Origin of the sequence: Rhodoferax sp. TH121 (genome assembly GCF_002251855.1) — a bacterium.
Taxonomy (GTDB): domain Bacteria; phylum Pseudomonadota; class Gammaproteobacteria; order Burkholderiales; family Burkholderiaceae_C; genus Allorhodoferax.
This window is the reverse complement of sequence record NZ_NOXW01000020.1, coordinates 476556-492432: the sequence shown is the minus strand read 5'-3', so window position 1 is coordinate 492432 and position 15877 is coordinate 476556. Positions and strand designations below refer to the sequence as shown.

Annotated in this window: 22 protein-coding genes; all 22 read right to left on the bottom strand. The window is 60.3% G+C overall.

Annotated elements, in window-relative coordinates:
• Positions 1-6 precede the first annotated feature (6 nt).
• From CHU94_RS08360 to CHU94_RS08260, 22 genes are read right to left on the bottom strand one after another with little or no spacing between them, the layout of a single operon-like run.
• Entirely contained in the window at positions 7-402 is a 396-nt protein-coding gene (locus tag CHU94_RS08360; protein WP_094478654.1) for a phage holin family protein, read from the bottom strand.
• Entirely contained in the window at positions 399-698 is a 300-nt protein-coding gene (locus tag CHU94_RS08355; RefSeq protein ID WP_094478652.1) for a hypothetical protein, read from the bottom strand. Before CHU94_RS08355 ends, CHU94_RS08360 begins: the two co-directional genes overlap by 4 nt.
• Positions 695-1036, bottom strand: coding sequence for a hypothetical protein (locus CHU94_RS08350; RefSeq protein WP_094478650.1), 342 nt, complete (start codon positions 1034-1036; stop codon positions 695-697). The genes CHU94_RS08355 and CHU94_RS08350 overlap by 4 nt, the downstream gene beginning before the upstream one ends.
• A 3-nt stretch (positions 1037-1039) precedes the next feature.
• Entirely contained in the window at positions 1040-1843 is an 804-nt protein-coding gene (locus tag CHU94_RS08345; protein ID WP_141211426.1) for a hypothetical protein, read from the bottom strand.
• An 11-nt stretch (positions 1844-1854) separates the two neighbouring features.
• Entirely contained in the window at positions 1855-4869 is a 3015-nt protein-coding gene (locus tag CHU94_RS08340) for a host specificity protein J (RefSeq protein ID WP_176451964.1), read from the bottom strand.
• Positions 4866-5444 (bottom strand): tail assembly protein, encoded by a 579-nt coding sequence (locus tag CHU94_RS08335; RefSeq protein WP_094478644.1) that lies wholly within the window; start codon positions 5442-5444, stop codon positions 4866-4868. Before CHU94_RS08335 ends, CHU94_RS08340 begins: the two co-directional genes overlap by 4 nt.
• Positions 5441-6154: a C40 family peptidase gene (locus tag CHU94_RS08330; protein ID WP_094478642.1), complete on the bottom strand. Its 714-nt coding sequence runs from the start codon at positions 6152-6154 to the stop codon at positions 5441-5443. Before CHU94_RS08330 ends, CHU94_RS08335 begins: the two co-directional genes overlap by 4 nt.
• Positions 6155-6186: 32 nt before the next feature.
• A complete protein-coding gene (locus CHU94_RS08325; protein WP_094478640.1) occupies positions 6187-6882 on the bottom strand; it encodes a phage minor tail protein L in 696 nt (231 codons plus the stop codon).
• Positions 6872-7204 (bottom strand): phage tail protein, encoded by a 333-nt coding sequence (locus CHU94_RS08320; protein ID WP_094478638.1) that lies wholly within the window; start codon positions 7202-7204, stop codon positions 6872-6874. Before CHU94_RS08320 ends, CHU94_RS08325 begins: the two co-directional genes overlap by 11 nt.
• Entirely contained in the window at positions 7201-9537 is a 2337-nt protein-coding gene (locus CHU94_RS08315) for a tape measure protein (protein WP_094478636.1), read from the bottom strand. The genes CHU94_RS08320 and CHU94_RS08315 overlap by 4 nt, the downstream gene beginning before the upstream one ends.
• On the bottom strand, positions 9530-10078 hold the full coding sequence (locus tag CHU94_RS08310) for a DUF6246 family protein (RefSeq protein WP_094478634.1): 549 nt from the start codon (positions 10076-10078) through the stop codon (positions 9530-9532). The genes CHU94_RS08315 and CHU94_RS08310 overlap by 8 nt, the downstream gene beginning before the upstream one ends.
• Positions 10078-10422 (bottom strand): hypothetical protein, encoded by a 345-nt coding sequence (locus tag CHU94_RS08305; RefSeq protein ID WP_094478632.1) that lies wholly within the window; start codon positions 10420-10422, stop codon positions 10078-10080. Before CHU94_RS08305 ends, CHU94_RS08310 begins: the two co-directional genes overlap by 1 nt.
• Positions 10423-10433: 11 nt before the next feature.
• On the bottom strand, positions 10434-10886 hold the full coding sequence (locus CHU94_RS08300) for a phage tail tube protein (RefSeq protein ID WP_094478630.1): 453 nt from the start codon (positions 10884-10886) through the stop codon (positions 10434-10436).
• Positions 10887-10897: 11 nt separating this feature from the next.
• The gene (locus CHU94_RS08295; RefSeq protein ID WP_094478628.1) at positions 10898-11245 is read right to left on the bottom strand and encodes a hypothetical protein; all 348 of its coding nucleotides are present in this window, start codon (positions 11243-11245) and stop codon (positions 10898-10900) included.
• A 25-nt stretch (positions 11246-11270) separates the two neighbouring features.
• On the bottom strand, positions 11271-11624 hold the full coding sequence (locus CHU94_RS08290; RefSeq protein WP_094478626.1) for an HK97 gp10 family phage protein: 354 nt from the start codon (positions 11622-11624) through the stop codon (positions 11271-11273).
• Positions 11624-11965: a hypothetical protein gene (locus CHU94_RS08285; RefSeq protein ID WP_094478624.1), complete on the bottom strand. Its 342-nt coding sequence runs from the start codon at positions 11963-11965 to the stop codon at positions 11624-11626. Before CHU94_RS08285 ends, CHU94_RS08290 begins: the two co-directional genes overlap by 1 nt.
• Positions 11966-11984: 19 nt before the next feature.
• Positions 11985-12566 carry a hypothetical protein gene (locus tag CHU94_RS08280; protein ID WP_094478622.1) on the bottom strand — a complete coding sequence of 194 codons (582 nt, stop codon included), beginning with the start codon at positions 12564-12566 and terminating at the stop codon, positions 11985-11987.
• A 38-nt stretch (positions 12567-12604) separates the two neighbouring features.
• Positions 12605-13999, bottom strand: coding sequence for a hypothetical protein (locus tag CHU94_RS08275; protein ID WP_141211424.1), 1395 nt, complete (start codon positions 13997-13999; stop codon positions 12605-12607).
• Positions 13996-14229 carry a hypothetical protein gene (locus tag CHU94_RS19045; protein ID WP_141211423.1) on the bottom strand — a complete coding sequence of 78 codons (234 nt, stop codon included), beginning with the start codon at positions 14227-14229 and terminating at the stop codon, positions 13996-13998. Before CHU94_RS19045 ends, CHU94_RS08275 begins: the two co-directional genes overlap by 4 nt.
• 21 nt (positions 14230-14250) lie before the next feature.
• Positions 14251-14616: a hypothetical protein gene (locus CHU94_RS08270; RefSeq protein ID WP_094478618.1), complete on the bottom strand. Its 366-nt coding sequence runs from the start codon at positions 14614-14616 to the stop codon at positions 14251-14253.
• Positions 14613-14879, bottom strand: a complete 267-nt coding sequence (locus CHU94_RS08265) for a hypothetical protein (protein ID WP_094478616.1) — start codon at positions 14877-14879, stop codon at positions 14613-14615. The genes CHU94_RS08270 and CHU94_RS08265 overlap by 4 nt, the downstream gene beginning before the upstream one ends.
• A 2-nt stretch (positions 14880-14881) precedes the next feature.
• On the bottom strand, positions 14882-15871 hold the full coding sequence (locus tag CHU94_RS08260) for a major capsid protein (protein WP_094478614.1): 990 nt from the start codon (positions 15869-15871) through the stop codon (positions 14882-14884).
• Positions 15872-15877 lie beyond the last annotated feature (6 nt).

The following is a 15877-nucleotide window of genomic DNA, read 5'->3' as shown; positions in this document are numbered from 1 at the left end:
GCTCTCCTAGTTGGGCGGTGTTGCGCCGGGGAATCTGCGCTGACCCCATTCCTCCAGCATCGTCATGGCCTTGGTGCCCATGTGGCCCACGATGCCGGTCAGAGCTGCCGTCAGGAGCGGCGCAGCTCCTGCCCATTCACATATCCAGAAGCACAACAGGCCGGCCAGTGCCGAGGTGGCCAGCTCGCCCACCAGGTGGTTAATGCTCCAGCTTGGCAACTCGCCCTTGCGCACCTTGGCGCCCCAACTCACCAGCCCGCCCAGCAGGGCAATGCCAAGGATCAAGCCGTATTGCTTGAGGCTGTAGTCCAGCGGGTTCTTGGTCCGGTTGACCTCTTGCGCCCACGTGGCAATGGGGGCCAGCAGGTGCAGGCAGAGCAGAAAAATTGTGATCAGTCTCATGATGTGACGGCCTCGATGTGTCGGCCCGTTGGGCTCTTGCGGTTGATGAATAGCGCCAGCTCCCGGTACAGCATGTAGTCCGGGTCAAAGCAGTTATCGGGGTGGGCCAAGCGCTCCAGCATGTGGCTTACCGTCACTTCGCCCTTGTGAGGTTTTCCGGCAATCTCTGCAAAGGTGGTGCGGGCCACGATCACATCAGCAATCCATGCTACGAAGGCGTGCACGATGTAGCGGCGCTGGCCACCCTCGGCATAGGCCAGGGCGCGGGGGAGTAGGTAGAGAAGGAGCCTGGTCATAGCTGGGCCTTCTTTGCTGAAACCTGAGCTGCAAGGTCTTTGACCTCTTTGTAGCCGGGGTTTGCTGCATAAAGTTGCGGCTCCGTAAGCCCCTGCGTGGCGCCTGCTGACACCATTGATGCCATGGCAACATCAAGCAACCATTCCTGACCGGGCAGAAGTTTTGCTGTCGCCAACAAATCGGCAATTTCTGCCCTTGTTATTTCTGCTTGGCTTTGGGCAATTGCAGGATTGCTTGCAAGCCACTCGGCCTCAGAAATTTCCGCCCATCCATCGGCTGGCTCGGCATCTTCGGACACTACATAGAACCCATCGCCAGAGTCTTTGAAATAGCGCATCTTTTACTTCCTGTTGGAGATGGTGAACATGAAACGGGAGCCGGTAGAGGTTCCGCCGCTTGTGCGTGCCCGAATCACAGTGCCGGCAGGCAGGTAGCCAGACCATGAAACGCAAGCAGCCACGTTTGCTGCAGGCGTATCACTCATCTGGAGAATTTCTGCGCGGGCCACAAGGGCAATAATCCCGGCGTGAGTAGATGGGTTCTCGTTGATCGTGAGTCCGAAGCCTTCCGATCCACCGGCTGAGTAGGTAAAACTAATGTCGTATTTGTCTGAAACGCCAATAGTGAATGTCGGACCAAGGGATGCGCTGTCGGCGTAGGTCACATCTCCAGTATTGGCTCGCACATTGGTGAATCGGGGGGAGCACACATTGGTGCTGCCGTTCCCGTTTTGGGTGTCCAGCCGAACCATGCTTTGCACTGTGTCAGCCAGGTTGAGGACGCCACCGGTCAGTGCGAGCTTTGCACCGACTGAAATTTCCTCCACGGCGCCAGTGCCTGCCGTACTTCGGCCCAGCATGCGAGCTGTGGCTTGGGTTAGGCCGCTGGTGGTGATGGGGCCTGCAGAAACGCCAGAAACCGGAGCGCCTGTAGACAACACCAGCACACTCACCCACGCATCATTCGCAGCATTGCGGACTTTTAGCCTGTCGGCGGTGGTGTCTGCCCACAATTGATAGGCGTATTTGGTTGCAGGCTCAGTGGCGCCGCTGCTGTTGGTGGCCAGTGCGGCAAGTGCTGCATTGATGTCCGCTCGCGTTGCCGCGAACCCCTGATTTTCAATAACCATGTCGTGTTGTGACATTGAGTACCTTTCTAAACGGGCTCTTTGATGTCAACCCGCAAGGTGCTGACATCAATGTTGTGGGATGCGTCACCGCTTACAAGATCCATGCGGAACTTGAGAGCGCGGGCCGTTACGTCTGCGACAAAGAACGGCGTCCATTCGCTCCATGTCGGTGAACCGGATGGGTTGTCATTTGTTGCTGCGTAGTACAAAGTTGCATCGCAGTCGTTGATAGCGATGCCGTCAAAGTCGCCGGTGTTTTCGTCAAACAGTCCAGCGCGGTAGTCGAAAAGTGACTCAGAGTCGTAGGACAGAACCGACAGATCAACCTCGACGCGGCGGGTGGCAACCGTCCCCAAATCGGTGTAGGTATCAAATTGATACGAACCTGTTGGGCTCACGCCACCAGAGCTATCAAACAAGCCCGCTGCAAGGTCAAACAATCCCGGCGCATCGTCAAACATGAGAGCGGTATCCAGGCGGAGAACTCCACCAACCACCGCAGTGTTTGTTTTTGTGCCGGTGAAGCCGGGGGCCTGTGTGCTGGTGGCCACCGTGTTGAATCCGGTAACCATGCCTTCGGTAGCAATGAAGCTGGAACTTGTCAGGCTGTAGATGCCGCTGCTGTCCTTGGCCTTCACCATGTACGTGCCAGTGATCAGGGGCAGCAGGCCAGTGACCGAATCCCCGGTGAACTCTTCCAGCACCACGCCGTCTTGCCAAGTTGCTCCGCTGACCATCGGGCTGTGGCGCACAACGATCCGGCCGCCCACGCGCACATCAAGATCGGCCACCAGAGCCCATACTGCGATGGCCACGCCGCCCACCTTCGTCACCACGAAGTTACCGACTTGCGCGGGCGCTGCTGTCTTGCCGTAAATCTCTTTTGTGGCGGTTACCGGAATAGAGCGCACGCCCAGGGTGCTGATGGCGGTCAGTGTGAATTCGTAGGTTCCGGCCTCCACCGGTTGGATGTCCAGCGATGTTGCGCTGGTCGATAGCGTGATCCAGTTTCCGCCCCGAATGCGGTACTGCAGTTCGTGGCGGGCCGCGTTGCCCTGCCAGGATGCGGTGATCCTGGCGCCTACTACGCTCGGGGTGATCAGATACAGGTCTTCGCTGATGATGAAACCAGCGGGGGCGCCCTGAGTGGTTGTCAGTGAACTGGTGGGCAGAGCCTCCAGCACGATCCCCTGCTCAATCTCCAGGTACTTGTTGGGCGAGTATTTGAGGGCCGCAACTTCGGCAATCATCCCGCCATCGGCTTCCGAAATGCTGATTGCACGCCAAGTCTCTGGCGCTAGGTTGGACGCCGCCAAGACCCACATGGCCATAGCCTGCGGTGCATCGCTGAAATCTGGTGAGACTGCCAACACAAAGGTTGTACCGGCGCCAGTCACCACCGCCCTACTCTCTACCGCCCCATTGGGCAGCACTGCCCACAGCGTGTAGGTGGCGGCACCGTCCAGCGTCACCGCGGCGTCAAGCGTCAACGTATCGGTTGTGGCGGCAAGCAGGCGGCCACCAAGGCGCACACCGGCCCGCACCGGGTCTGTGGTCTGGAAAATGTCACCGGGCGCCAAGTCCAGGCCATCCAGACCGGCGCGGAAGCTGATGGTTTCAGTCTCCATGCGCTCGGTGTACAGAATTCGCCGGCCGTAGCGGTGCGCCTGACCGCGCGATGTGCAGCCCAGGGCGACGACCTCCGTTTGCACGATGCCATACTGGGCGATGCCTTCCAAGTCCTCGACGTACTCAATCTTTTGACGGTAGCGGTCTGCCGGGTCGTTCCAGCTCACCAGAGCCACGGTGTGGCGCGTCTTTACGCTGCTGCCTGCGTAGTTGAAATACATGCCCTCAGCGCTGGGCACCACGTTGGCATGGGTGAAGAGCTTGACCGGATCGGATGGCGCGTCTTGCACCGGGATGATGGAGCCCGCGCCCCAGAAGGCCATGCCACAGAAGATCGCGGCCATGTCGTTGATGACCTTGAAGGCCTCCTGCTGGCTCTGCAGGTACAGGCTGCAAGTGAACCGCGGCTCCATGCCGCCGTAGCCATCGGGCACCAGTTCATCGCAGTGCTGGGCGATTTCGTACAGGGACCACTTGTCCACCTGGCCGGCATCAATGAAGGCACCCAGCCCATAGCGCGCATTCGTCACCAGGTCGTAGAAGCACCAGGCGGGGTTATCCGTCCAGGCCGTGGTGAAAGTGCCGTCCCAGGTGCCGGTGTAAGCGCGCGTCTCCGGGTTGTAGTTGCCGGGGATTCGTACCAGCAGGCCCTTGATTTCATACCCGCGGCTGGGGATGGCATTGAAGCGCTCCGAATCGACGGACATGGCCACCAGTGCCGAATTGGGGTAACGCAGCTTGGCGTCCACAATCTCGGTGTAGCTGTCCCAATACGTTGCGTTGTTAAGGGCGCTGGATGTGGAGTCGGCAGTCAAGCGGCGCACGCGCACATCCCAGGGGCCGGTGCCAGTCAGCTCGATACGGTAGGCGCGCTGGTAGCGGCTGGTGGTCTTGCCGCTGATCGTGTCGCTGATCTTCTCCACGTAGCCACCGCCAGCGGTCTGGACATCAATGGCAATGGAAACCGAAGTGCCGCCCAAGTCACCGTTGGCTGTGTTGGATTGGCTGAGCTGTGGCACCGATACGGTGACGCGCACAGCGTTTGCATTGGCGTTGCTGATGGAGCGCACCACGGGCGCGGCATTTTCCACGGGCACCGACACGGCTGTTTCGGCCTCTACAGATGCGAAGCCGGGGATGTAGTCTTGTGACTGCGTACCCACGCGGCTAGCCATGGTCACGCCGCTGAAATTGAAAGAGCCGTCAGGATTCTGGACCGGTGTGTCGTTCAGATAGACCGATTTCAGACCATTGACCAAGCCGACGATTTCACCCTCGGACACCAAGTCCACCACTCTGGCATATTGGCGCGAGCGCAGGCTGTCGGGTGACTCTACGGGCGTGCGACCACTGCCGCCGCCGTCTTTGCCGCCACCGCCACCAGCGCCTCGGATTTGGTGCTTGGCGGTCATATAGTCACCTCGATCCATGTCGGGATCGAATCCATAGACTCCACCGACAGGCCGGCAGAAATGACCTGCGAGCCAACGATCAACGGGCCGCCGTACAGAACGGGGATGGGATTGCCCTGGGCGGCGGTGTTGACGGCACCGTCAAAGGCGTAGGAAGGCTGGTTCTCCGGCCGGTCTGTGTTTTCCGGGGTGTTTGGTGCAAACAGCATTTGCGCAACGCCGCCGATCACCATGGCCGCACCGACATAGATCAACTGAGGCTGTGCAAAGACGAATCCGGCCACCACCAGGGCCGCGCCAAGAATCACCTGCCCAACGCCCTTGCCAGCGCCAGCGATCACCGGCACGATGCGGATGCTTTCGCGGTCAGAAACGGGGTGCGGCACTTCTTCAGCGGCCAGGGCCTGCTTTCCGCCCACCAGCACGCGATATGCCCCGCCATCCACCAGCGCCTTGCGGAACCCGCGCAGGGTGGCGCACATGGCGCGCACGGCCTCGGCTGGGCTGGCTACTTCATAGCGGTGCACGCGGCCATATTGGCGACCCAGGAAGCCATACAGAAGAATCGTCTTCATGCAAGGCTCCGGTGGCGCAGCGTGGCGACGGTTACCTTCTCATACCAGCCACCCCAAATATCTCGACTGGACAGCCGGCCCATTTGGTGGTGACCGATACGGCCATCGCCCAGGTACACCGCGCCATGGTTCGGTACGGGCGAGGCCACGCGCATCAGCAGCACATCATGGGCCCGCATGGGGCCAGTGACGCGCTCAAACCCGGCAGAGGCAAAGCCGTCGCGGTAAAGGTCTTGCCCCTTGAGCCACCATTCGTCGGGGCGCTCAAAGTCGGGCAGCTCAGTGCCCAGCTCTTGGCGGTAGTAGTCCCGAATGAAGGCGTAGCAGTCCAGCACTCCGTGGGAGAACTGGCGACCGTACAGCGGGGCCTTGTAGCCGCTCGGGGCAAATTGGTGCGTTGTGCCAACGGGCCAGTTCACGATCAGCCAAGGCAGTCCAGAGGCTTCGCAGCCAACTAGGTCAGCTTGGGAGGGCGCGGGCGGCAGGTTGGGGTGGGAGTGAACCACCATCAAGACTTCGCCCGCATCCTCTGCATCCGCCTGGTCTTGCGGGTGCATCACGAAATGCACGTTCTTTTCGGCCACGTTGCGCACGGGCATGTAGCGCTTGCGGCCCTTGCGCACCACCACCAAACCGCAGGATTCGCGGGGGTACTCCCGCTCGGCATGGGCGCGGATTTCTGCAAGGATTGGCGCTGATAGCTCGATCATTCACGCCATGCTAGGGAGGCGTGAAAGCTATATCACCGCACCAAACCGACCCCCGGAAATGAGCCGATCGGCAATGGCTCAAACTGCCCAAACCGCAATTTGCAACTGGCCAGCCGTTTCCCGCACTGGTCTAGCGCCGGGTTGCTGGTTGGCGCGTCTGTCTTGTCGGCCACGGGCCCGCCCGCATAGCCACACTCCGCGCTTCGATACATCCAGGTGCACACGTTCTGGATGCACTGCCGCCGCGGCAGCTTGACGCCCTGCACATCGAACGCGGCCGACAGCTCAAACTCCACATAGATGCCGTTCTCAGCGGCCTTGCGGTCTACAAACCAGACCTCATTGGGAAAACCCACGTTCGGATCTGCTTGCGGGTTCACGCCCCCAGGGAAGTTGACGGCATCCAGGTACTTCACGAAGGTGCGGCGGCGCGTGACCTTAGCCCCGCACAAGTCGCGCAGCTCGCGCGCCAGGGCGCCCACCAAGCCGCTCACGTTGGCAACCTTCATGGTGGGGCGCGGCATGGAGCCCTGCCCGCTTCGGGCAAAGCCACCGGCCTCCACGGGGAACCGGGTGTAGCTGTTGCCCTGCCACACCACATCATTGCCAAGCGCATTCACGCCGTTGTGCCAGCGGATGACAGAGCCGCCCAGAGCCGTTGCGTCCAGCTCAAACAGGTCAACGATGGCGCCGGGGGCCAGCTTTTGAACGTCTGACTCAATCACCAAACACCTCAATAAAGTTGGTGCTGATGGCCTGCACGTTGCTGTGGATCTTGTCGCGTCCCCACTCTGGGCAAATCCACTTCCCAGCCGCACCGGTTGGTGGCGTCCAGTCGAACGACTCCACGCCCGCCCGCGCGGTCAGGAATGCGTCAATGGCATCAATGTCAGCAGTGGCCCGGGTGAATGTCACCGACCACGCGCGCTTGATGGTGTTGATGCCGTCCCCAACGCGCTGGCTGTAGCCGTCGCCAAACTGCGCAGTTTTTACGCGCGGGGCCTTGCTCTGGCTGGAGCCGGGAGCGGGTGCCCATGTAAAGGTACTCATGCCAACAGCCCCCCGTTTCGTTTCTCTTGGATCAGCACCGCGCGCACTGCATTACCAATCATGGCGCCGAGCTGTTTGGACTGCGCGCCATCGCCCTCCACGCTGGATCCGCTAGCGTCTACGTTCACGACCACGCTGATACCGCCGCCTCCGATGCTGTCCGCCGCGGTGACGCTGCCGGACTTGGTGGGCAGCATGTACTGGTTGCCGTTGTTGGCGGTGAACATTTCAGGCGCGCCGGTTTCGTTGACCCGGTACATGCTGCCGCTGGAGACCGGTCCGCCGTACTGGCGCCCGCCGCCGTAGTTGGTGCCGCTGATGGTGGATACGATGCCAGCAGTCTGGGCGGCCACGGTAGCCATGGCCCCAAGGTTGGACGGGAATGGGAGCGAAGCGGCACTGGCAATACCCTGCTGAATCTTGATGATCGCGTCAGCCATGGCGAATGCCTTGGAAGCTGCAAATAGGGCCTTGTAAGTATCGTCCTGCTCACCTGCAAACGCCTTAGTTACGTCTGCAATGCCTCCGAATAGCTGACCGTATCCTTGTAGCTGGGCAACCATGCTGGCGTCTTGCACCGCCTTGATGTCTGCCGCTGCTTTGGCGTGGATAGCCGCCTTGGCGTCCTCGTAGAGCTGGGTATTGGCAAGGTCTTGGAGCCGGTAGGCCTCAATGACCGCGATTTTTTGCTCTTCTTCAAAGCGGATAGCGTCGATGGGGTTGGTCGCCGCAATCTCGCGCTTGGCAACGTCCTGGTTGCTCTTGCGCTGTTCGGCTGCGCGCTGGGCGGCAATATCGGCCCGCTCGCGCTCCTGGTTGATCTTCTCCTGCGTCTTGCGCATGAGCTCCACGCGATCTTCCTCTGCGGCCGTCTGGATCAGCTTGACGGCCTCGACATACTGGGCTTCGCTGATTTTCTTCTCGTCCAGATTCCGCTTGGCAATGCGCAGCTTTTCGGCCTCTGTCTCATTGATGATGCTGATTTCAGAGGCTTGGGCCTTGCGGAGGTCGGATAGGTATGCCAGCGCGTCAAACTTCGGACCAGCCGCCCCTTTCTTAGTTCCGCCACCAGCCGAGGCGGGAGCACTGAGCTGAGAAGGTGCTGCCATTGGATTGACAGAGCCCCGGCCACCACCCGCGCCCTGGTCCCAGGCTTCGCGCATCTGCTTGCCGAAGGTCTTGGCCCTGCTCAATGTGCGGGCGTCGGCTTCGTCCAGAGCCTTGCGGCGGGCTTCTGAATCGGCCACCATGGCTTCACCGATGGCCCGAGCTCCTGCAAAGTCACCACGCAGCACAGCAGCGACCTGCGCACCGATGCCGCCAATCTCCTTGCCGATGCCTTCAAAGACAAACGCGACGTTGCGGCCCAGCACGCTCAGGGTCTGCCACACCACATCGGCAGCGTCAACCAAGTAGGAGAGTGCATTCCGTGAAGAGTCCGCCCAGTCTTTCACTGCGCTGTTCCGGCCCAGGTTCCCGGCCTCGCTGTTGGCGGCGCCAAGCTGATCGGCCAGCTTCTCCATGACATCACCGAGGCCTTTTGTCACGCCAGTAAGCGCGGCACTCGACCCGGTGAGCTCGTCAAACTTCAAGGCAGCCAGAGCTGCGGCATCTTGGGCCACCACCATGGCGGATTCGATGGTTTGCGGGAACTTCTTAAAGTCCTCGTCAATCTGGGCTGCTGCTTTGGTCAGCGCGTTGGTCACAACGTCCGCAGTGAGCTTGCCCTGCTCGCCCAGCATCTTCAATGAGCCAACAGGAACACCGATGCCGTCCGCAAGCTGGCGCATCAGGTACGGGGCGTTTTCCAGCAATGACCGCAGTTCATCCCCCGCCAATTTTCCAGAGCCCAGCGCCTGGCCGAATTGCAGCATTGCCGATTTAGCCTCTACCGCACTCGCCCCCGAAACCTTGATGGCCTTGGCCAGGAGTTCCGTGAGCTGCAGCGTGTCTTGCTGGGTTCCGCCCATCTGCAAGATGGACTGATTCAGGCGGGCAAAAACCTCGATGTTCCCGGCCAAGCTGCTTTGCGTGGCGCGGCTGATCTTTACAAGGTCCGCAAATGCGGCAGAGCCGGATTCAATGCTTCCAGCTGCCACCTCGATACGGGCACCCAGCAAGCGGAACTCGTCGGCCAGTTTGGCAATTCTCACGGCAGCAAAGCCAGCAGCCAGCACTGCAACTGCCGCTGCCGTGGCAGTCAGCTTTGTGGACATTGCGTCCAGGCTGTTGGAAGTGTTCTTCAGCTCCCGGTCAACCTTGCGCTGTCCGTCGATCATTTCCCGCGTATCGAGGGTGACGGAATAATAGAGCTCGCCTACTTTTTCAGCCATTGCGGCGTCCCTCGATTGCTTTCAGTGAAGCCGCGTACTCTTCGCGCGTGGGCACATCACGCTTGCCGTCCGCCTTGCTGGGGAACTTCATTTCAAACATCATCTGAAATTCGGTCATGCTCAGGGCTTCGGCGTCTGCGCTGGAAAGGCCCAGATGCACGCGCGCCGCGGCGATGTACTCTGCGGCCTCAAACTTGTCGGAATACTTGCCGTCGCCCTTGTTGCTGGGCTTGGCCTTGCCAGCAATGCCGTGCTGCATCAGGTGGCGGGCAATGATGATTTGCTCGGACTCAGGCATGACGCCGGGGTGCGTGCCTTCTTGGTCAATCCAGCCGACCAGCGGCGTGGGGTCTTCCTGATCGCACAGGCTGGCCAGCACGTAGGCGGCATCCTTGGCCGCGCTAGGCCCGTGCAGGCCTGCGTACAGCTTGACGATTTCCTGCGGGGTTCCGAGCGCGGCTATGCGGCCCAGCGAGGGTGTGAACGAATATTCGACACCCTCGCTAGTTGTGGCCTTGGCAAAACCGCACTCGACCAGCATCAGAGGTCGAACAGTTGGGCCTTGAGGGTTGCGGCGCCAGTGATGTGCACCACGCCCGAGCAATAGGCGCTGATAGTGCTCAGCACCACGGCCCGAGACTCGCCAGCGGGCACGGCGATGGCCTTGCCTGCCGACACGTCCACGGAGCCAACGCCAGCCACATTTACAGTGGTGCCGGTGCTGCCGTCAATGGTGGCTGTCAAAGAGCCGCCCGTGGTGTTTGTCAGCACCAGAAGCTGTTTCTTCGTCGGGGTGAATGTGATCGTGTCGTCAGCCGACAGCGTTGTGATCGCTGCGGCGAATGGGCCAACTTGGCTTGCGTCAATGGATGTGATTGCTGCCATGATTTAACTCCTTAACCTGGTGTGAACGAAACGTTGCCGTTGCTGGCGGCGGAAATGCTCCATGTGGCGGCGTCGGCGTAGGGGCGCTCGTCGGACCACTCGGACACGATGAACGGGCCAACGTACACGCCGCCATCTGGGTCGGTCATCTTGATCCACGCCTTGGGCTGGTTTGCCGTGGCGCCGCCCGGGCTGATCACATGGGCCTTGAACTCGTTTTGGTTGTAGACCGCATCGTCATAGCTCACGCCGTCGCCCGTGAATTCCACGGCCTTGAACGTGACCAGCGAGGTCTTGGTGAAGCCGGGAGACTGGTCGGCAGTGGTGTCCACCGTGTCCCAACTTGTCTTCATGGACTTGCCGCGCATCATGCCCAGGCGCTTGAATGTCAGCGAGCCGATGGTGGCGCTTTCGTCTGCGATGGCGTACTCGACAAGAACGTCGCGCCCTGTAAATGCACTCATGATTTACTCCTTCAAATGGTGATTGCCGAGACGGCGATTTCAAAAACAGGCCGGCCGTCATCGGTGGCCCAAAACACCGGCTCGCCCGGTTGCAAGAAAACTAGCGACCCGCTGCTCGCGCGCATGGCTTCCACGATGGCGTCGGCAGCGGCTTGGGCGGTCTGTGCGGGCTCATTGAGAGCGCCGATCAGCATCAGAGAGAACTGGGGTCTGCGCACCAGCTCAGCGGGCGCACCGCCAGCGGGCCGGATCACGGCAAAGCGGTCTGTTTTGGCACTGTCAACCCAGCGGCCAAGCTGAATCTTCCAGCCGGTCAGTAGTGGGATAAGGAACTCGCGCAGGGCGTCGGATGCAGACATGCGCCCAATGCTAGGGAGGCCCCGATTACGTCTTGATCGCCCCGGTAATGACCGCAGTGATGTTCGGCTCTGCCCGCTCAAAGCCCTTGCGCAGGAATTCCTTGGTCGCGCTGGGGCGGCGGAAGTTCTGCGGGTTCTCCGGGTCGTGGACTGGCACCGCGTAGCTGGCCGTGTAGCCAACCGTCCCGACTATCCGCCCCCCCTGCTTGTCCACGTTGCGGAACTGAGAATTCAGCAGCGTGGAGGTGTCGATTGGAGTCAGTGCGCTGGCCTCGCTGGCACCCAGAATGAGCGCCTGGGTCATCCCGCGCGCAGCCTGGATCTGCACTTTTCCGGCGAACTTCGGCAGGTTGTTGGTGACGCGGGGTTTGGTGGCCACTAGGTCATTACCCTGTAATCGTCAGCCTTGCCCTCAAAGGTGTCTGCATCCCGCGCGATGGCCCGCACCTCAAAGGCCCCGGCAGCAATCGGTGAGGCTGTGGCGCTCACGCCAATCAGAATGTAGTCGCCCTGCTTGATGTCTGCGCACTCGGTATAGATGATCTGGCGAGTAGTGAACTCGATGCCCTTGGCGTCGGTCATGCGCTTGGATTCGGCGCTGTAGTCGCAGTCAATCACCACGGGCGGGCCGTAGGTCTTGATTTGAGTCCAGTCATCGAAGCCGGTCAGGCTCCAATAAGTGGCTTTGGAAGTGTTGGCCCAGCGTGCGAGTGAGGACATGGGGGCATGCTAGGGAGCTCTACTGCTTGCTGCAGATCGTCACGACACCCGGCGCATTGGCGGGGCCAAACTCTGCGCGGATGTCGCCACCCGTGGCCGGGGCCGTGGGGCGGATAACGTTGCAGATGGCGCCAACCTGGGCGCGGGCAACTTCCTTGGTGCCCAGCACACCATTGGCCAGGGCATAGGCCGGGCGCGTGGTGGCGGCGCCGTTGGCCTTGACCTTCCAGACTGCCACTGCATAGCCAGCAGACCAGCGGGACCAATTCGCCTTGATCAGGGCCGCGCGCTCGTTGCAGAGGTTTGCCTGGGCCACTGTTGGCGGTGCATCACATGTCCATTTCACACCCTTATCCCACTCGGCATCCAACGCAGCCTGGCGGTCCTCGGCATGCAGCACCTTGAGCAGCGCAGCGCCGAAGGCATTGACGTTGCAGTCGGCGTGCAAGCAGCTCAATCCGCCCGCGAAGGCCTGCGACTGTTTGGCGTTGGTACACATCAGTATCAGATGATTGCCCAAAGCACCAGACTCCCAGCGCGGTGCCAGGGGGTAGCCTGCCGCGTTGCGCATGGGGGCGCAGGCGGGGGCTGCGGCTTGCACGGCACCAGCATAGAGCGCTAGAAGAAGGGCTAGGGATCTCATAGCGCCTGAATCCCAGGAGTCATTAGGTTATGTAGGTCTGTGTACCCGGCCCCATTCAAGTGAACGATGTCACTCCACTTTGTCGAAGAATTGTTGAAGTAGGCGTTTCCGCCAACAGAATCTGCCCCCTCGGCCCCAATGCTCGCATCGAGATGCAAAGGGACATACGAATCGACGTTTGAGTGGTCGGCATCAAAAGCTGCGTTAAACGCATTGCGAGTCGTGTCAGGGTCGCCAGCATGTGAAAGACTGGTCCCCCAGCACAGCTTGGTATTTGGCACCGCCTTGACAGCTGCAATATAGGCATTACTTGCAGCTATCGTTGCCGCGGCACCGGAGCCTTTTTGGTTGTAATACTCGAACGCTGCAACCTTCATACCTTTGCCAGTCGCCGCCCCGATACCAGACCATTCAGGAAGTTTGGTTTGCATATTGGTTGCGGTGATTCCACCTACCGCAACGTTTGTCCATTGACCATAGGCAAGGCCCATAGCCTGTGCAGATTTGTAGGGGTAAGAACCCGCAACGCCACCCGAACCCACACCGAGTACCAGCGAATTTCCGTCATAAACAACAATATCGCTGACCGCCGCCCATGGCTTGACCTGACCGAAATGGTCAAATAGGTAGTCTGTGGCTTCAAACGCTTCAGCGGGGGTCAGCCGTGCGTTATAGACGATCACACGGAATACATCGAGTAACGCACGCTGACCACCTGCGCCCTGGGCAGCCAAGCCAAAGTTGGTCTGATTAGGAACTGGGGCCGGGTTGTTGTCACTTGTTACGCATGTTCCATTGAGGTAAACATGCTCAATACCAGTGCCTGTGCCCATCGCGTACGGCTTGGTGCTCGTGTGAACCATCACAAACATGTTCGCAGCGTTGACAGCAGGAGCAACGCGCGAAGTTACGTTGTTGGCATAGCGGCCGATAGCGCTCGACCCCTGGGCGCCATCAATCACCATGAAGTTACTGTTTCCGCCAGCATTGCTGCCAAACATGCAGCCTAGGGAGTTGGTGCCGCGAGACTTGGCAACGATGATCGTTGTGCAAACCTGACTAGTAAGGGCTGCATCAAGTGCAGTACCCGCACGGGCAGCTGACATGTATTGACCTGCAGCCCCCGAAAAACTTACGCAAGGCTTTCCGCCCAGCTGATTCGTGCGGTATGTGCCGGTGCCGGTGAACGTCAGAGCATTGACACTGGAGTCCGTCCAACTGGAAGCTGTTGCACCGTCTGCCAACGCCAGCGACTCTGGGTCGAGGTCAAAGACAATATTTGCGCTTTGTGGCAGCGATGGGCCAGCAGGGTCGCTTACACCCTCGCCCGAAAACACAGACCGAACCGCCCGCGACAGCGGCGACCGTAAAGAACTCTTCAAGCTGCTCATTGGTCAGCTTGTACGGTTGGGGTGCCGATGACTGAGACGAATTTGTAGACCGCTCCAGCTACTGGATTGCTTACGATTACGCCCTCGTTATGCAGCAATCCAACGCTGACGAAAGCAGCGCCCGCACTTTGCTTGCGCTGCAGTTGTGCGGCACCTCCAGAGGCCTGGGCAACAAACTCGCCAGCAGCGGGGGTGAACTCAGTGGCGAGGGCTGATGCGATGGTGGCCATGTTGTGCTTTCTTCTTGTCGGTCAGACGACCATGAATAGAGTGGCGGCTGATGGGTCTGGGCCGACCAACGCAGTGACCGTGCCCGCCGTGTCCAGCGCGGCCAGTGAGCGGCGAAGTGCGGAGAGTGCGCCGTCTTCATTCTTGAAGCTGCGGCTTGCCCCGCTTGCTGCGCCCTGGCTATTGATGCGGCGCGGATTGCCTGCGGCGGCGATGATCGCCACCGCGTAGGTTTGAATGAGAAGCTGATCGCTGGAGCTGTATCCGGCGTCGGCCATGGCAGTTTCAGCCGTGGCGACTGTCGCTACAGCAGCATCCACAATGAACCCCGGCACACTGACGCCAAGTGCCTGGTCTAGGTACTCTTGCGCCTGTGTGCTGGTGATCATTTGTGCTTCTTGCCCTTGCCTTGAATCTCGGCTTTTTCTTCTGCGGCTTGCGCTTCGGCTTGGGCCAAAGATTCGGAGGCTTGCGCTTCTTCGGTGACGGGTGCCTTCAAGTCGCTGGTGACAGCGATGGTCAGCGCCACATCATCACCAACAGGATGGCACTTGCCAGCAGCCCACGCGGGGATACTGTCAAGCTCCAGCACATCACCAACCACAGCCCCTTGGGGCCATGGTGCTTTGAGGTGGGTGATTTGGACGCGCATGATTAAGCAGCCGTCATGTGGACAATCTGGCTCTTGCCATCAAAGTCCGACTTGAACTGAGGTGCGGCCATGGCCAGCACACCAAACACATAGTCGTCTTCGGCGTTGGCGCGAGCCTTGGGGCGTGTCACCATGGGCATGGCTTGAAGGATGGTGCCCCACTCGCCCGTGCCGATGTTGGCAATGCCCAGGATCTCGTTGGCCGTGCACTTGCTGGCTGGCACGATTTCCGCGATCTGCTGGATTTCCTGCAGACGTTGCAAGATGGTCTTGGGGTAACCGGCCACGAACTCATTGATGCTGGCAGAGAGCCAATCGCCGTAGTTCAGGAACACGGTCACTTTCCCAAACGCGTTGTCAGCAATCAGCGCATCCAGCATGGACTTGAACGCAGTCAGCCACTGAGCGCCGGTAGATGTCGCCAAGGTCAGGCCGTGCGTGCCGGTGTTGCGCTGCGGGAAGTTGCGCAGGCCGTAGATGGTGTTGCCATTCACGGAGACGCTGGACAGGCCGTTCAAGACCACATCCTCCATCTTCTCAGCCACCTTGCGCTGATGGTTGGCAATGGTGCTGGTGTCCAGACTGCCGCCCTTGCGCATCACTTCCATCTGACGCCAGCCGAAACGGGCGTAAGAGTCGAACACGGGCACCGGAGTACCTGCGTACTTGACGTTGGCTTGGTCTGCGTTGCCTTCGCTGCGGCCGTCCATCGACACATGCACTTCGCCGCTGTCGCTGATCTGCGGGTAGAAGCTCACGATGTCGCCCACACCCACGGGGGTTTGGTCGGCAGAGGCCAGACGGTTGAACACGGCCAGCACATCGCGCTGAATGGCAGCGCCACGGCTGTCAATACGGCGCCATGCGTCCAGGGGGATGGGGGAGGCGTTGCCCACCAAGGATGCTTGCGCAGCGATGGCTGTTTGCGACTGGTTGAATTGAGCTCGTGCAGCGTTTACGGCCAGCTCTTGTTCGGGGGTGAAATGCAGCATGTGGCC

What these genes read in the sequence shown, in the direction of transcription:
- CHU94_RS08270 (WP_094478618.1), bottom strand. Translation starts at nt 14,616, where the DNA reads ATGATCACCAGCACACAGGCGCAAGAGTACCTAGACCAGGCACTTGGC.
- CHU94_RS08300 (WP_094478630.1), bottom strand. Translation starts at nt 10,886, where the DNA reads ATGAGTGCATTTACAGGGCGCGACGTTCTTGTCGAGTACGCCATCGCA.
- CHU94_RS08310 (WP_094478634.1), bottom strand. Translation starts at nt 10,078, where the DNA reads ATGCTGGTCGAGTGCGGTTTTGCCAAGGCCACAACTAGCGAGGGTGTC.
- CHU94_RS08350 (WP_094478650.1), bottom strand. Translation starts at nt 1,036, where the DNA reads ATGCGCTATTTCAAAGACTCTGGCGATGGGTTCTATGTAGTGTCCGAA.
- CHU94_RS08345 (WP_141211426.1), bottom strand. Translation starts at nt 1,843, where the DNA reads ATGTCACAACACGACATGGTTATTGAAAATCAGGGGTTCGCGGCAACG.
- CHU94_RS08320 (WP_094478638.1), bottom strand. Translation starts at nt 7,204, where the DNA reads ATGAGTACCTTTACATGGGCACCCGCTCCCGGCTCCAGCCAGAGCAAG.
- CHU94_RS08315 (WP_094478636.1), bottom strand. Translation starts at nt 9,537, where the DNA reads ATGGCTGAAAAAGTAGGCGAGCTCTATTATTCCGTCACCCTCGATACG.
- CHU94_RS08340 (WP_176451964.1), bottom strand. Translation starts at nt 4,869, where the DNA reads ATGACCGCCAAGCACCAAATCCGAGGCGCTGGTGGCGGTGGCGGCAAA.
- CHU94_RS08260 (WP_094478614.1), bottom strand. Translation starts at nt 15,871, where the DNA reads ATGCTGCATTTCACCCCCGAACAAGAGCTGGCCGTAAACGCTGCACGA.
- CHU94_RS19045 (WP_141211423.1), bottom strand. Translation starts at nt 14,229, where the DNA reads ATGGCCACCATCGCATCAGCCCTCGCCACTGAGTTCACCCCCGCTGCT.
- CHU94_RS08330 (WP_094478642.1), bottom strand. Translation starts at nt 6,154, where the DNA reads ATGATCGAGCTATCAGCGCCAATCCTTGCAGAAATCCGCGCCCATGCC.
- CHU94_RS08335 (WP_094478644.1), bottom strand. Translation starts at nt 5,444, where the DNA reads ATGAAGACGATTCTTCTGTATGGCTTCCTGGGTCGCCAATATGGCCGC.
- CHU94_RS08295 (WP_094478628.1), bottom strand. Translation starts at nt 11,245, where the DNA reads ATGTCTGCATCCGACGCCCTGCGCGAGTTCCTTATCCCACTACTGACC.
- CHU94_RS08355 (WP_094478652.1), bottom strand. Translation starts at nt 698, where the DNA reads ATGACCAGGCTCCTTCTCTACCTACTCCCCCGCGCCCTGGCCTATGCC.
- CHU94_RS08305 (WP_094478632.1), bottom strand. Translation starts at nt 10,422, where the DNA reads ATGGCAGCAATCACATCCATTGACGCAAGCCAAGTTGGCCCATTCGCC.
- CHU94_RS08285 (WP_094478624.1), bottom strand. Translation starts at nt 11,965, where the DNA reads ATGTCCTCACTCGCACGCTGGGCCAACACTTCCAAAGCCACTTATTGG.
- CHU94_RS08360 (WP_094478654.1), bottom strand. Translation starts at nt 402, where the DNA reads ATGAGACTGATCACAATTTTTCTGCTCTGCCTGCACCTGCTGGCCCCC.
- CHU94_RS08265 (WP_094478616.1), bottom strand. Translation starts at nt 14,879, where the DNA reads ATGCGCGTCCAAATCACCCACCTCAAAGCACCATGGCCCCAAGGGGCT.
- CHU94_RS08275 (WP_141211424.1), bottom strand. Translation starts at nt 13,999, where the DNA reads ATGAGCAGCTTGAAGAGTTCTTTACGGTCGCCGCTGTCGCGGGCGGTT.